This window comes from Rhodococcus sp. NPDC059234, assembly GCF_042754225.1.
Lineage (GTDB): Bacteria > Actinomycetota > Actinomycetes > Mycobacteriales > Mycobacteriaceae > Rhodococcus_G.
Genome location: NZ_JBHZAH010000048.1, coordinates 19,930 through 34,182, shown reverse-complemented (window position 1 = coordinate 34,182; position 14,253 = coordinate 19,930). Strand labels below are relative to the sequence as shown.

Below are 14,253 nucleotides of genomic sequence, written 5' to 3'. Positions count from 1 at the left end.
GCAGTACAGACAACGATGCCCGGCCTGCATGCAGGCCGGGCATCGTTGTCACGTTCGTCAGATCAGGGGGCCGGGACCGCAGTCCAGCCGGGTCGGACCCCATCGGACCCGGCCGTAGACCGTTCGATCCGCGATCGCTGTTCCGTCGTCGCTACCGTCAGGCGGCGCAGTCCATGCAGATCATCACGCCGTTGGCGTCGCTGGCGAGTCTGCTCCTGTGATGCACCAGGAAGCAGCTCGAGCAGGTGAACTCGTCCGCCTGCTTCGGCACGACCCGCACCGACAGTTCCTCGCCGGACAGATCGGCACCGGGCAGTTCGAAGGACTCCGCGGTATCCGACTCGTCGACGTCGACGACCGCGGACTGCGCCTCGTTGCGGCGCGCCTTCAACTCCTCCAGCGAATCCTCCGACACTTCATCGGATTCCGAACGCCTCGGTGCGTCGTAGTCGGTTGCCATCTCGTCTTCCCCTCGTCCTCTCTTGTCAACTGTCCCCGTCCCCACGCCCGAGTGGACGCGCCGCCCCATCAGCCGTGTGGCTTCACAACGTGCCAGAACGCGAAATGGTGCCCGGACGTTAGCGACGGAAAATATGATCCGTGCCACATTCTCCGCAACTTGGACACCTCCGGGACTCGCGTTCTGTCACCATCGGGCCGCCAGACAATAGCCGAACTCGGCGAAAAAGTCGCTGTCGAATTTGCCGTGCCCCGAAAACCGTCTGACAATCGTCACAAACGTCGGCACCAACCGAGACATTCCAGACGCGCGGGCCCATTTTCCGACAATCGGACGAAGCCGGCCGCGCGACGCGCCCATCCCCTGACCGAGGGCCGAGCGCGCACGACTCTAGGCTGTCCTTCTCTACGCTGAGCGCACCTGCTCCAGCAGACCCGCCCCGAACACCGAGAGGTCAGGACGAATCGTGGTTTCACTGATCACCGAGGGTCACTCCACCGACGACAACGGCCGGCCGTTCCCGCATCGGCGCGCCCTGCCGGTGATCGCGTTGATCTGCGTCCTCGCGGTGCTCGGCGCCGTGGTGTGGTTTCGAATCCTGACCAAGCCCGACAAGCTGTCGGCCCCGGTGGACTGCAATCCGCCCTCCACGTCGAAGCCGCTCGATCCCGGCGCGCCGGCACCGCAACCGCTGGGCACCCCGGTCTCGTCGTCGACGCTGCTCGAGGTCGAGCCCGCACCGCTCGCCGCGACCAAGGTCCGGGTGTTCAACGCGAACGGCGAACGCGGCCAGGCCGTACACGTGGCGTCCCAGCTCAGCGACTACGGGTTCGCGGCACCACCGGACGTGCAGGCGGGCAACGACCCGGTCTACGTCGACCAGAACATGCAGTGCCAGGGCCAGATCCGCTTCGGGGCCAACGGCCTCGCCGCCGCGAGTTCGGTCTGGCTCATCGCGCCGTGCGCCCAGCTGATTCAGGACGGTCGCACCGACGACACCGTCGACCTCGCGCTCGGCACGTTCTCGCTGGGCGAGCTCAAGCCGAACACCGACGCCGAGGAGGTGCTGGCCTCGCTGAAGAACACCGCGCCCGGCAGCGCCGGCAGCGGCGCCCCGGTCGACCTCGGACTGCTGAAGGCGGCACGGACCGTTCGCTGCTGAGGCCGCGATCGGAAGGACCGGATCAGTCCGGGATCGGCGCGAGCACGCCCAACTCGTCGAACATCGCATCGAGTTCGGCCGCGATGCCAGGCGCCGCGGCCACCACCACCGCGCCCGCGGCGCTCATCGTGTCCGGGCCCGGCACCCGCACCACCGCGCCCGCCTCGGCGGCGATCAGGGCGCCGGCGGCCCAGTCCCACGGGCTCAGCCCGTGCTCGAAATGCGCGTCGACCCGACCCGAGGCGACCATGCACAGGTCCAGTGCCGCCGACCCGATCCGCCTGATGTCGCGCACCCGTGGCAGCACCCCCGCGATGAGCGCGCCCTGCCGCAGTCTGCGGTCGCGGCCGTACCCGAAACCGGTGGCCAGCAACGACATCGAGACCTCGGACACCGTGTTGCAGCGCAGCCGGTGCGCTCCCCCGGCGGCGTCGTGGAGGGTCGCGCCGTGGCCCCGTGCCGCCGAGTACACCGCGCCGGCCGCGACGTCGACGACGGCACCGGCGACCGACTCGCCGTCGATCTGCGCGGCCACCGAGACCGCGAAGGCCGGCACCCCGTAGAGGAAGTTCACGGTGCCGTCGATGGGGTCGACGATCCAGCGCACACCCTCCGTGCTGGCCGCCTCGCCGCCACCCTCCTCGCCGAGGATCGCGTCGTCGGGTCGCAACTGTCCGAGCAGGGCCCGGATCAGGTCCTCGGTCTCGGTGTCCACCACGGTGACGGGGTCGGTCGGGGTGGACTTCGTCGCGACCGCCTCCCCGGACGGGGCGCCGACTGCCGGCGCGTCGCCGACCGGACTGAAGACCTCGGGGCGGCGCGTGGCCACGTGCCGGGCCGCGGCGACGGCGACGGCGACCGCCACCGCGCGCAGCGCTCGTGGGTCGTCCACCGGCACGTCCGAACCGGGGCCGAGGAGATCGCTGAGGACGGGGTGATTCTCGAAAAGCGGCACGCCCCATGGTGCCTGACCAGATCGCGGTCCGCAGCGCCCCCAGCCACTATCGTGACCCGTATGGCGGACTCGACGATCGAACAGTCATCGGAACGCACGGCCGCGACGGCGTCGGGGTCGACGCGCCGGGGCTTCGGCATCGACGTCGGCGGCAGCGGCGTCAAGGGCGGCGTGGTCGACCTCGACACCGGCGCCCTCGTCGGTGACCGGATCAAGATCCTGACACCGCAGCCGTCCACTCCCGAGGCCATCGCGGCGACGGTCCGGGAGATCGTCACCCAGGCGGGCTGGGAGGGCCCCGTCGGCCTCACGCTGCCGGCGGTGGTGACCGCGGGGGTGGCGAGGACCGCCGCCAACATCGACAAGTCCTGGATCGGCACCGACGCGTGCGCCCTGTTCGGGGCCGCCCTCGACGGCCGCCCGGTGACGGTCCTCAACGACGCCGACGCCGCGGGCATGGCGGAGGACCGGTACGGCGCCGGCAAGGACGTCGACGGCGTCGTCGTCCTGCTGACCTTCGGCACCGGTATCGGCTCCGCGATCCTCAACCACGGCGTGCTGCTGCCGAACACCGAGTTCGGGCACATGGAGGTCAGCGGGCAGGAGGCCGAGCACCGAGCCTCCTCCGCGGCCAAGGAACGGCACGACTGGTCGTACAAGGAGTGGTCGAAGGAGGTGTCCCGGGTGCTGACCCGTATCGAGGACCTGCTGTGGCCGGACCTGTTCGTCGCGGGCGGCGGGATCAGCCGCAAGGCCGAGAAGTGGATCCCGCACCTGACCAATCGAACACCCGTCGTGGCGGCATCGTTGCAGAACACGGCGGGCATCGTCGGCGCCGCACTCGCCGCGCAGACCAGCATCGGGACATAACCACCCGTGGCGATAGTTACAATGGTGAGGCCGACGTCCAAGCCGGCCAAACTCAACTGACCTCTCCGCCGGAAAAACTCTGGCGTGACGCCGCACGACTCCGTCACGAAAGGGCGTACGTGGCCGCCACCGAAACAAGTCCGACTGCCGAACCGAGCACCGAATCGGCGTCCGCTGCAGCCGCGGCGACCACCGGCACCGCCCCCGCGAAGAAGGCCGCGGCGAAGAAGGCTCCCGCCAAGAAGGCCGCCGCCAAGAAGGCCCCAGCGAAGAAGGCTGCCGCCAAGAAGGCTCCCGCCAAGAAGACCGCGGCGAAGAAGGCCCCGGCCAAGAAGGCCACCAGCAAGGCCGCCGACCCTGACGCGATGGACGAGGGTGTCGACGACGCCGACATGGCGGACCTCGAGGTCCCCGAGGGCGATCTGACCGACGAGGTCGTCGAGGTCGTCGCCGTCGGCGAGGACGAGGAAGAGACCGCCGCCGAGGAGCCCTCCGAGAAGGACAAGGCCTCCGGCGACTTCGTGTGGGACGAGGAGGAGTCCGAGGCGCTGCGTCAGGCCCGCAAGGACGCCGAACTCACCGCCTCCGCCGACTCCGTTCGCGCGTACCTCAAGCAGATCGGCAAGGTCGCCCTCCTCAACGCCGAGGAGGAGGTCGAACTCGCCAAGCGCATCGAAGCCGGCCTGTACGCCACGCAGTTGATGGCCGAGCACGCCGAGAAGGGCGAGAAGCTGCCCGTCGCCCAGCGTCGCGACATGAACTGGATCTGCCGCGACGGCAACCGCGCGAAGAACCACCTGCTCGAGGCCAACCTGCGACTGGTCGTCTCGCTGGCCAAGCGCTACACCGGCCGCGGCATGGCGTTCCTGGACCTCATCCAGGAAGGCAACCTCGGTCTGATCCGCGCGGTCGAGAAGTTCGACTACACCAAGGGCTACAAGTTCTCCACGTACGCCACCTGGTGGATCCGCCAGGCGATCACCCGCGCGATGGCCGACCAGGCCCGCACCATCCGCATCCCGGTGCACATGGTCGAGGTCATCAACAAGCTCGGCCGCATCCAACGCGAGCTGCTCCAGGACCTGGGCCGCGAGCCCACGCCGGAGGAGCTCGCCAAGGAAATGGACATCACGCCCGAGAAGGTGCTGGAGATCCAGCAGTACGCGCGTGAGCCGATCTCCCTCGACCAGACCATCGGCGACGAGGGCGACAGCCAGCTCGGCGACTTCATCGAGGACTCCGAGGCCGTCGTGGCCGTGGACGCGGTGAGCTTCACCCTGCTGCAGGACCAGTTGCAGTCGGTGCTCGAGACGCTCTCCGAGCGCGAGGCCGGCGTGGTGCGGCTGCGGTTCGGCCTCACCGACGGCCAGCCGCGCACTTTAGACGAGATCGGCCAGGTCTACGGCGTCACGCGTGAGCGGATCCGTCAGATCGAGTCGAAGACCATGTCGAAGCTGCGGCACCCGTCGCGTTCGCAGGTGCTTCGGGACTACCTGGACTAGCGTCCCGGTTCTCCCCTACCCGGATGCCCCGTCACCGTCTCGGTGGCGGGGCATCCTTCGTCGCGTCGTCCGCCCGCGGCTACTCCTCGGCGGCGACGGGCGCGGCACCCGCGGGCGGCGCGGACCGCAGCACCCGGCCGACCAACGGTTCGATCACCCGGGCGGCGACCGGTCCGAGCACCGCCATCAGCAGCACGTACGCCGTCGCCAGCGCCGCCAGCTGGCCCTCGACCGCGCCGGCCGAGACGGCCAGCCCCGCGATGACGATGGAGAACTCGCCGCGCGCGACCAGGGCGGCGCCGGCGCGGGCCTGACCCAACCGGGCGACCCCCTGCCGGCGGGCGGCCCAGATGCCGGTCAGCATCTTGGTCACCGTCGTGACCACCGCCAGCAGCACCGCCGACTCGAGCACCGGCGGGATGGTGCCCGGATCGGTATTCAGCCCGAACACCACGAAGAACATCGCGGCGAACAGGTCGCGCAGGGGCTCGAGAATCTGGGTGGCGTTGCGGGCGGTCGAGCCCGAGATCGCGATACCGAGCAGGAATGCGCCGACGGCGGCCGACACCTGCAGCGCCGAGGCGAACCCCGCCACCAGCAGCGCCGCGCCGAGCAGCTTGAGCAGGAACACCTCCTTGTCCTTGGCGTCGACGATCGCCGAGACGTGGTGGCCGTACCGCAGTGCGACGAGCAGCACCACCGTGAGGACCAGCAACGAGATGGCCATGGCCTTGAGCCCGCCGAACACCCCCACACCGGCCAGGATCGCCGTCAGGATCGGCAGGTAGACGGCCATCGTGAGGTCCTCGAAGACCAGGATCGACAGCACCACCGGCGTTTCGCGGTTGCCGAGACGCCCGAGGTCTGCGAGCACCTTCGCGATGATCCCGGACGACGAGATGTAGGTGACGCCTGCCATCACCAGCGCACCGACCGGACCCCAGCCGAGGATGAGCGCGACCACGGCACCGGGCACGGCGTTGAGGACGAGGTCCACCACACCCGCCATCCACGACTTGCGCAGCCCGGTGACCAGTTCCGACGCGCTGTACTCGAGCCCGAGGAGCAGGAGCAGGAGCACCACCCCGATCTCGCTGGCCACGTGCCCGAAGGCGCCGATGTCGCCGAGTTTGATGAAGCCGCCCTCGCCGAAGCATAGTCCGCCGACCAGGTACAGCGGCACCGGTGACATGCCGATCCGGCCCGCGAGCCGTCCGAGCACGCCGAGGGTGAAGAACACCGCACCGAGTTCCAGCAGCGCGAGCGCGGTGTTATCCATCTGCGCCTCCGACTGTGGGGCCGGGGCCGCGGCGTGCGCCCGGCGCCGGCCGGGTCATCCGTGGTGCAGGATCTTGGCCGCTCCGTCGAGTCCGTCCGAGGTGCCGACGGCGACCAGCAGATCGCCCTCGGTGAGGTTGAAGTCGGGACTCGGCGACGGGTACGCCTGGCCGGCCCGCATCACCGCGACCACCGAGACGCCGGTGCGCGTGCGCATCGCCGTCTCCCCCAGGGTCCGGCCGTCGAACGGCGAGTCCTCGGTGATCGGCAGCTGCCGGGTGGTGATGCCGGGCAGGTCCCGGTGTTCCTCGCGCAGCTGCGAGACGAGTTGCGGCGCTCCCAGCAGGTTGCCGAGTACCGCCGCCTCGTCGTCGGTGAGCCGGACCGACGCCATGCAGGCGTCGGGGTCTTCCTTCTTGGAGACGATCAGATCGGTACCGCCGTCCCGTAGCGTCACCACGCCCACCCGGCGCCCGGTGGTCAGCTCGAAGTCCTTGCGGACACCGATGCCCGGTAGTGGGGTCACTTCCACGTTCATGTCTCAACGGTAGCGCCGTATGCCGGATCGGGTGGGGCCGCACGGATATTCCGTGTCGCTCACGCATCCGGCGGGACGAACACGCCGTCCGGCCCGGGCCGGTACGCCCGCACGCGCGTGACGGCCGCGGCGGGCAACGGCCCGTACAGGTGCGGAAACACCATCGACTCCGGATCGGTGGGCACGCCCGGTTCCCAGCGGAGTTCGGCGTCGAGCCGGGACGGATCGAGGTACAGCAGGACCAGATCGGTGCGTCCGGCGAAGATCCGGTTGGCGGGCAGGTGCACCTGGACGGTCGTGGACAGATGCACGAACCCGTCCGCGGCGAAGGTCTCCGGGAGGCGGCTGCCGGACACGCGCGCCTGCTCCCACTGGTCGGCCGTGCACATGTGCACCAAGATCGGATCGCTCACCCCCGCAGGCTATCCGGCCCCGGCGACGTGATCTGCGTCACCCGACTGCGCGTGTTCGTTGTTAGTGAAACCACAAAGAAACGCCGACGGGAACAACTCTCGAATGCCAAACGTCTGACAGAGTGGATCCACCGCGCCATTCCGACGCGGCGGACCAGGCCCCAGGCAACCGGCTCACACCGGAAGCCAGTACGGAGGAGTCATGCCCGGAACACTGACCAGCCCCCCGTTGACCGCAGCCGACCGGTGTGACCGGTGCGGTGCAGGTGCACGCGTCCGCGCGGTGCTCACCTCTGGTGGAGAGCTCCTGTTCTGCCAGCACCACGCCAACGAGCACGAGGATCGACTCCGCGAGATGAACGCCACCATCGTGTCCGGCGCCATCGACGACGTGACGATCTAGGCCGTCAGCAGTACCGGGCGGCCCGACCGCGGTCCCCGAGAGCCCCCGAGAGAGCCCGCACCGATTCCGGTGCGGGCTCTCCGGCGTCTACCACCGTCGCAGCGTGGCGATCCGCTCGGTGAGCGGTTCCACCGTCGCGATCGCCGTCGGCGGTCCCCCGCACACCCGCCGCAGCTCACCGTGAATCCAGCCGTGCGGCTTTCCGGTGCGGTGATGGTTCATCGCCACCAACCCGTTGAGTTCCTTGCGCAACTCGGCGAGCTTGGTCGCCGAGGCCACCCGGTCCGCAACCGCGGCAGGCGCGGCCGCCGGCGGCGGGGCCTGCTTCTCGAGCTGACTGGACTGCCGTTCCCGCAGCAGGGCCCGCATCTGGTCGGCGTCGAGCAACCCCGGCAGGCCGAGGTAGTCGGCCTCCTCGTCGCTGCCGGCGAAGGTCGCGGTGCCGAACGAGGAACCGTCGTAGATCACCTGGTCGAGTTCGGCGTCCGCGCCGAGCGAGGTGAACGCCTTCTCCTCCTCGCCGGCCTCGTCCTTCTGCTTGTTCGCGTCGACGAGCAGCTCGTCGTCGAGACCGTCCTTCTCCCGGTGCGGCTTGCCGAGCACATGGTCGCGCTGCACCTCGAGCTGGCTGGCGAGGTCCAGCAGCACCGGCACGGACGGCACGAAGACGCTCGCGGTCTCGCCCTTGGCCCGCGACCGCACGAACCGGCCGATCGCCTGCGCGAAGTACAGCGGCGTCGAGGCGCTGGTCGCGTAGACGCCGACCGCCAGACGCGGGACGTCGACGCCCTCGGACACCATCCGCACCGCGACCATCCACGGGTCGGTGTTCGAGCTGAACTCGGCGATCCGCTTCGAGGCCGTCGGGTCGTCGGACAGGACCACGGTCGGAGGGCGGCCGGTGATCGTCTCGAGGATCTTCGCGTACGCGCGGGCCACCGTCTGGTCGGTGGCGATCACCAGGCCGCCCGCGTCCGGCATGCCACCGGTCCGCAACTGCGCGAGCCGGGTGTTGGCGGCCGTCAGCACCGCGGGAATCCAGTCACCGCTCGGGTCGAGCGCGGTGCGCCAGGCCCGCGCGGTCTGCTCGGCGTTCAGAGGTTCGCCGAGCCGGGCACTGAACTCCTCACCCGCGTTGGTGCGCCAGCGGGCCTCGCCCGAGTAGGCCAGGAACACGACCGGCCGCACGACGCCGTCCGCGAGCGCGTCGGAGTAGCCGTAGGCGTGGTCCGCCTTGGACCGCAGCAGTCCCTCGCGGTCCGGTTCGTACTGCACGAACGGAATGGCGCTGTCGTCGCTGCGGAACGGCGTTCCGGTCAACGCCAGGCGCCGGGTGGCCGGGTCGTAGGCCTCCCGGATCGCGTCGCCCCAGCTCTTGGCGTCGCCGCCGTGGTGGATCTCGTCGAGGATCACCAGCGTGCGCCGGTTCTCGGTGCGCGACCGGTGCCGGGCCGGATGCGAGGCCACCTGGGCGTACGTGACGACGACGCCGTGGTAGTCGGCGGAGGTCTGTCCGGTGGAGTTCGAGAAGTTCGAGTCCAGCGCGATGCCGAGGCGCGCGGCCGACTCGGCCCACTGGTGCTTGAGATGCTCGGTCGGCGCGACCACCGTCACCTGGTCCACGGTGCGGTCGCCGAGCAGTTCGGCCGCCACCCGCAGCGCGAAGGTGGTCTTGCCGGCGCCCGGGGTGGCCACCGCGAGGAAGTCTCGCGGCTTGGTTGCCAGGTACTTCGCGAGGGCGCGGCGCTGCCACGCTCGGAGGGTGGCGACGGGTGCGGGGGGTGTCTGTTCGGAATTACCCGTGAGCACTGTCGCTTCCGCTCCTTACTCGACCGCTGTCGTGGTCCGATGTTGTCCGATCCGCCGACGAGCCTAACCCTGAGGGCCGACCTTCTCCGCATCCAACGACCCGTCCGTGAGCGGTGTCGCAGCGTCGGACGCGACACAATTTCGCCGACACGGACACCACGATGGTGGCGCGGCGCGGGCGGTCAGGAATGCTGGACGCATCATGAGTGAGCCGATCCAGGGGCAGCACGCGGGCGAATCGTCCGACGTGCCGGTCGGCCAACCCGATGCCCCGCCCGAGCCACCGGGCGACGCGACCGGGACCGAATCCAGTCCTGCCGCCCCGGCCCGCGAGCGAGAATTTCGTCCCCTGCACACGGCGTGGCGGGTGGTCACTCGGACCGCGGGCAAGGCCTGGGGGGACTCGATCTTCGGCAAGGCCGCGACCGCGGCGTTCTGGCAGACCCTCTCGCTGCCGCCGCTGCTGCTCGGCCTGCTCGGCTCGATCGGATACGTCGGCGGCTGGTTCGGTCCGAACACCGTGAACATCATCGAATCGAAGATCATCACCTTCAGCCGCACGGCGTTCAGCGAGAACGTCGTCGACCAGATCATCTCGCCGACCGTCAACGACGTGCTCGGCCGCGGCCGGCCCGAGATCGTCTCGGCAGGCTTCCTGCTGTCGCTGTGGGCGGGGTCGTCGGCGATCTCGACGTTCGTCGACTCGATCGTCGAGGCGCACGGGCAGAAGGACGCCCGGCATCCGGTCTGGCAGCGGATCTTCGCCCTGCTGCTGTACGTGATGTTCCTGGTCGTGTCGGTGTTCGTGCTGCCACTGGTCGCGCTCGGACCGACCCTGATCGGCCGGGTGCTGCCGGAGTCCTGGCACGCGGTGGGCTCCCAGGCGGTCGACACTTTCTACTACCCCGCGGTGGGCCTGCTGCTGATCGTCGGGCTCACCACGCTCTACAAGGTCGCCCTGCCCAAGTCGCTGCCGTGGCATCGCCTGCTCGGCGGTTCGCTGCTGGCGGGCGTGTTCTTCATGGCGGCCAGCGCCATCCTGCGCCGGTACCTGACCTGGGTCACCGGCACCGGCTACACCTACGGGGCGCTGGCGACCCCGATCGCCTTCCTGCTGTTCACGTTCTTCCTCGGCTTCGCGGTGGTTCTCGGCGCCGAGTTCAACGCGACCATCCAGGAGTTCTGGCCGGCCCGAGCCACCCGGATCGAGCAGATGCGCGAGTGGCTGGCGGCGCAGGCCGCGACCGCAACGCCGGTCACCGCACCGATCGGGACCGTGACGAACCTGACCCGCAGGCTGGCGACGACCCCGATCCGCATCACCGGTCCGGAGCGGGGTCGCCACGAGGCACCCGAGAGCCACGTGCCTCCCGAGACGGAGGACACGGACGTGCCCGAGTCCGAGGACGCTGCCGAGTCGGTGCCGTCACCGCCAACGCAGATTCACTCGCCGGGGCGCAACCCCTCGTAGATCTTCTTGCACTCGGGGCACACCGGCGAACCCGGCTTGGCGGACTTGGTCACGGGGAACACCTCACCGCACAGGGCCACCACGTGGGTGCCCATGACCGCGCTCTCGGCGATCTTGTTCTTCTTCACGTAGTGGAAGAATTTCGGGGCGTCGTCGTCGGTGGACTCGTCGGTCGTGGTGTCGGGACGTTCCTTGGTCACAGTGCTCACCCGTCCATGATGACGCATTCCCGCCTTCCCCGGCGAGACCCGGTAGTGCAATCGCCGACCTCGAGTGGAAGGGTGGAGGCATGGCACAGGGTTCGGGATTCCACCACGACGACGAGTCGGACGACGCGTCCCGGAACCCGATCCTCATCACGGATGCGGCCCAGTCCTTCGAGGAGCAGCAGCGCGCCCGGATCCGCAAGTACACGATCCTGATGGCGATCCGCATCCCCGCACTCGTGCTCGCCGCCCTCGCGTACGGCGAGTGGCACAACGCCCTCATCAGCCTCGCGATCATCGGAGTGTCCATCCCGCTGCCGTGGATCGCGGTGCTGATCGCCAACGACCGTCCGCCGCGCCGATCCGACGAGCCTCGCCGCTACGATCCCGAGCGGCCGACTCGTCCCGCAATCGATTCACCGGGGCGGCGCACGATCGAGGGCTGATCCGCCGCGCCTGTAAGACTGTCCGCGTGAACCGCGAACTGCTCTCCCTCTGCGGCCCGCTGCGCGAGGCCCTGCACCGAACCGAGTACAACGCCGACGCCCTGCTCGACACGCTCGGAGAGGACGCGCACGCGGCACTGGGCCGTGGCGAGCCCGTCCCGGTACGTCGCGCCACCCGCGACGCCGGTGAACTGGGACTGCTGGCCCGACTGTTCCTGCTCGGCGACGACTGCCCCGCGACCGACGTCGCGGCCGCGCTCGCGCCGGTGGACCTCGATCACGCCGTCGCCGCCGGACTGCTCGAACGCGACGGCGCCCTCGTACGCGCCGCGCTCGACCTGCGGCCGATGGACCTGGGCCAAGGCAACAACTGGGTGCTCTCCGACCTCGACGGCAGCATGCGACCGCGCACGACGGCCCCCGACCACGTGCTCGGCGTGGGCCACGCGTCGCTCTCGCTGCTGCGGGGTACGCCGACCGCTGCGACCGGCTCGGTCCTCGACATCGGCACCGGTTGCGGCATCCAGGCCCTGCACGCGACGGGCTACGCGCAGTCGGTGACCGCCACCGACATCAACCTGCGCGCGCTCGACCTGTCGGCGGCGACCTTCGCGCTCAACGAGGTCGAGGTCGAACTGCACTCCGGCCCGTGGTTCGACCCGGTCGCGGGCAGGCGCTTCGACCGCGTCGTCGCGAACCCGCCGTTCGTGGTGGGCCGGGCGCGGGTCGAGCACACCTACCGGGACTCCGGTCTCGACCTCGACGGCGCCAGCGAACTGATGATCTCCCGGGCGGTCGACCATCTCGAGCCAGGCGGCACCGCCTCGATGCTGGCGTCCTGGCTGCACGTCGACGGCGAGGACTGGCGCTCGCGGGTCGCGTCGTGGCTGCCCGCGCACGGGGTGGATGCGTGGATCGTGCAGCGCGACGTCGCCGATCCCGCCCTGTACGTCGGCACCTGGATGCGCGACGCCGGTCTCGACCCGCGCGATCCGGCGACCGCAGCGCAGGCCGAGGCGTGGCTGGCGCACTTCGCCGAGAACGACGTCGAGGGCATCGGCTTCGGCTTCGTCTACCTGCGCCGCACCGACGAGGCCAGCGACGTGCTGGCCGAGGACCTGCGGCACGGCTACAGCGATCCGCTCGGCGACGAGGCGCTCGGCTACTTCGACCGGGTCGCGTGGCTGCGCGAGCGTGACGTGCTCGAGAACCGGTTCGTGGTGGCCGCGTCCACCGCGCTCGAACGGGTGTACCTGCCCGGCGACGAGGGCTGGCGTCAGGTGGTCGCGCGGGTGCACCGCGGCGACGGGCCCGCCTGGCAGCACGAGGTGGACGACCTGGCAGCGGCGCTGCTCGGCGGAATGCGGGCCGACGGGCTGGTGTTGAACGAGCTGGTCGAGCTGCTCGCCGCCGCGCACGGCGAGGGCGCCGAGCAGCTCGTCGAGGCTTCCGTGCCACTGGTGCACTCCCTGGTTCGGCACGGGCTGGTGTTGCCGGCCGATCTCGCGCCCGCCGGGTAGTTCCGGGCTCGTTCCCGGCCCGGTGTCTTCTCAGTAACTTCTCAGGACCGGCATCGCAAAAGTGCAGGTCAAGCGCATTGTGACGCAGGTCGCCCGGGAACTTTGGCCGGTGGTGTGGCGTTGAGCCTAATGAGACACCACCGATGAGGAGGCAGGTCATGACGAGCCCCACCACCACCCGCCGAGCGCGTCCCAGCGCCGAGGATCTGGACGCCCAGAGCCCCGCTGCGGACTTGGTTCGCGTCTACCTGAACGGGATCGGGCGCACCGCGCTGCTGACCGCCGCGGACGAGGTCGAGCTCGCGAGGCGGATCGAGGCGGGCCTGTACGCCGCGCATGTGCTCGAGACCGGCAAGCGGCTGACCGCCGCGAAGAAGCGCGACCTGGCGACCGTGGTCCGGGAGGGCCAGTCGGCGCGCAGCCACCTGCTCGAGGCGAACCTGCGGCTCGTGGTGTCGCTCGCGAAGCGCTACACCGGCCGGGGCATGCCGCTGCTGGACCTGATCCAGGAGGGCAACCTGGGTCTGATCCGCGCGATGGAGAAGTTCGACTACGCCAAAGGCTTCAAGTTCTCCACCTACGCCACCTGGTGGATCCGGCAGGCCATCACGCGCGGCATGGCCGATCAGTCCCGCACCATCCGGCTGCCCGTCCACCTCGTGGAGCAGGTCAACAAGCTGGCCCGGATCAAGCGTGAGCTGCATCAGCAGCTCGGCCGCGAGGCCACCGACGACGAGCTGTCGAGCGAGTCGGGCATCCCGGTCGCGAAGATCGCGGACCTGCTCGACCACAGCCGCGACCCGGTGAGCCTGGACATGCCGGTGGGCAGCGACGAGGAGGCACCCCTCGGTGACTTCATCGAGGACTCCGAGGCCACCTCGGCGGAGAACGCGGTCATCGCCGGGCTGCTGCACAGCGACATCCGCAGCGTGCTGTCCACTCTCGACGAGCGCGAACAGCAGGTGATCCGGTTGCGGTACGGCCTCGACGACGGCCAGCCTCGCACCCTCGACCAGATCGGCAAGATCTTCGGCCTCTCCCGCGAGCGGGTCCGCCAGATCGAGCGAGAGGTGATGGGCAAGCTGCGTCAGGGCGAGCGGGCCGACCGCCTCCGTTCCTACGCCAGCTGACCCCGCCCCAGACCGTGGGCCGGTGGCCTCCCCCTCGCCGCCGGCCCACTCCCTCATCGGGTGATGGGAACCATCGTTCGGCCCGACCGG

Annotated in this window: 15 protein-coding genes; 8 read left to right on the top strand and 7 right to left on the bottom strand. The window is 69.9% G+C overall.

The window, feature by feature from the left end:
* Positions 1 to 157: 157 nt before the first annotated feature.
* Positions 158 to 460, bottom strand: coding sequence for a DUF4193 domain-containing protein (locus ACFXGJ_RS12585; protein ID WP_050066107.1), 303 nt, complete (start codon positions 458 to 460; stop codon positions 158 to 160).
* A gap of 466 nt (positions 461 to 926) precedes the next feature.
* Here ACFXGJ_RS12585 and cei point away from each other — a divergent pair, with 466 nt between their 5' ends.
* Positions 927 to 1,622 (top strand): envelope integrity protein Cei, encoded by a 696-nt coding sequence (gene cei / locus ACFXGJ_RS12580; RefSeq protein WP_378619834.1) that lies wholly within the window; start codon positions 927 to 929, stop codon positions 1,620 to 1,622.
* A 22-nt stretch (positions 1,623 to 1,644) separates the two neighbouring features.
* On the opposite strand, the gene ACFXGJ_RS12575 is transcribed toward cei, so the two are convergent.
* Positions 1,645 to 2,520, bottom strand: a complete 876-nt coding sequence (locus ACFXGJ_RS12575) for an inositol monophosphatase family protein (RefSeq protein ID WP_378619841.1) — start codon at positions 2,518 to 2,520, stop codon at positions 1,645 to 1,647.
* 117 nt (positions 2,521 to 2,637) lie between these two features.
* On the opposite strand from ACFXGJ_RS12575, the gene ppgK reads away from it, so the two are divergent.
* Positions 2,638 to 3,447 carry a polyphosphate--glucose phosphotransferase gene (gene ppgK / locus ACFXGJ_RS12570; protein ID WP_378619832.1) on the top strand — a complete coding sequence of 270 codons (810 nt, stop codon included), beginning with the start codon at positions 2,638 to 2,640 and terminating at the stop codon, positions 3,445 to 3,447.
* Between the two features lie 56 nt (positions 3,448 to 3,503).
* Complete coding sequence (locus ACFXGJ_RS12565) at positions 3,504 to 4,949, top strand: RNA polymerase sigma factor (RefSeq protein WP_378619839.1); 1,446 nt, start codon at positions 3,504 to 3,506, stop codon at positions 4,947 to 4,949.
* 79 nt (positions 4,950 to 5,028) lie between these two features.
* On the opposite strand, the gene ACFXGJ_RS12560 is transcribed toward ACFXGJ_RS12565, so the two are convergent.
* From ACFXGJ_RS12560 to ACFXGJ_RS12550, 3 genes are read right to left on the bottom strand one after another with little or no spacing between them, the layout of a single operon-like run.
* On the bottom strand, positions 5,029 to 6,228 hold the full coding sequence (locus ACFXGJ_RS12560) for a cation:proton antiporter (protein WP_378619829.1): 1,200 nt from the start codon (positions 6,226 to 6,228) through the stop codon (positions 5,029 to 5,031).
* Positions 6,229 to 6,282: 54 nt separating this feature from the next.
* Positions 6,283 to 6,765, bottom strand: coding sequence for a cation:proton antiporter regulatory subunit (locus tag ACFXGJ_RS12555; RefSeq protein WP_378619827.1), 483 nt, complete (start codon positions 6,763 to 6,765; stop codon positions 6,283 to 6,285).
* Positions 6,766 to 6,824: 59 nt separating this feature from the next.
* Complete coding sequence (locus tag ACFXGJ_RS12550) at positions 6,825 to 7,154, bottom strand: DUF952 domain-containing protein (RefSeq protein WP_378619837.1); 330 nt, start codon at positions 7,152 to 7,154, stop codon at positions 6,825 to 6,827.
* Between the two features lie 226 nt (positions 7,155 to 7,380).
* On the opposite strand from ACFXGJ_RS12550, the gene ACFXGJ_RS12545 reads away from it, so the two are divergent.
* On the top strand, positions 7,381 to 7,581 hold the full coding sequence (locus ACFXGJ_RS12545; protein WP_378427396.1) for a hypothetical protein: 201 nt from the start codon (positions 7,381 to 7,383) through the stop codon (positions 7,579 to 7,581).
* Positions 7,582 to 7,668: 87 nt separating this feature from the next.
* On the opposite strand, the gene ACFXGJ_RS12540 is transcribed toward ACFXGJ_RS12545, so the two are convergent.
* Positions 7,669 to 9,390: a DEAD/DEAH box helicase gene (locus ACFXGJ_RS12540; RefSeq protein WP_378619824.1), complete on the bottom strand. Its 1,722-nt coding sequence runs from the start codon at positions 9,388 to 9,390 to the stop codon at positions 7,669 to 7,671.
* A gap of 202 nt (positions 9,391 to 9,592) precedes the next feature.
* On the opposite strand from ACFXGJ_RS12540, the gene ACFXGJ_RS12535 reads away from it, so the two are divergent.
* The gene (locus ACFXGJ_RS12535) at positions 9,593 to 10,861 is read left to right on the top strand and encodes a YihY/virulence factor BrkB family protein (RefSeq protein WP_378619821.1); all 1,269 of its coding nucleotides are present in this window, start codon (positions 9,593 to 9,595) and stop codon (positions 10,859 to 10,861) included.
* Here the strand turns inward: ACFXGJ_RS12535 and ACFXGJ_RS12530 are convergent.
* Positions 10,834 to 11,070, bottom strand: a complete 237-nt coding sequence (locus tag ACFXGJ_RS12530; RefSeq protein WP_378427400.1) for a DUF3039 domain-containing protein — start codon at positions 11,068 to 11,070, stop codon at positions 10,834 to 10,836. The genes ACFXGJ_RS12535 and ACFXGJ_RS12530 overlap by 28 nt on opposite strands.
* A gap of 80 nt (positions 11,071 to 11,150) precedes the next feature.
* Here ACFXGJ_RS12530 and ACFXGJ_RS12525 point away from each other — a divergent pair, with 80 nt between their 5' ends.
* The 3 genes from ACFXGJ_RS12525 to ACFXGJ_RS12515 all read left to right on the top strand — a co-directional run bounded on the left by ACFXGJ_RS12525 (position 11,151) and on the right by ACFXGJ_RS12515 (position 14,163).
* Entirely contained in the window at positions 11,151 to 11,513 is a 363-nt protein-coding gene (locus ACFXGJ_RS12525; protein WP_378619818.1) for a DUF3099 domain-containing protein, read from the top strand.
* Positions 11,514 to 11,539: 26 nt separating this feature from the next.
* Entirely contained in the window at positions 11,540 to 13,033 is a 1,494-nt protein-coding gene (locus ACFXGJ_RS12520) for a methyltransferase (RefSeq protein WP_378619815.1), read from the top strand.
* 158 nt (positions 13,034 to 13,191) lie between these two features.
* Positions 13,192 to 14,163 carry a sigma-70 family RNA polymerase sigma factor gene (locus tag ACFXGJ_RS12515; protein WP_378619813.1) on the top strand — a complete coding sequence of 324 codons (972 nt, stop codon included), beginning with the start codon at positions 13,192 to 13,194 and terminating at the stop codon, positions 14,161 to 14,163.
* Positions 14,164 to 14,253: the final 90 nt, after the last annotated feature.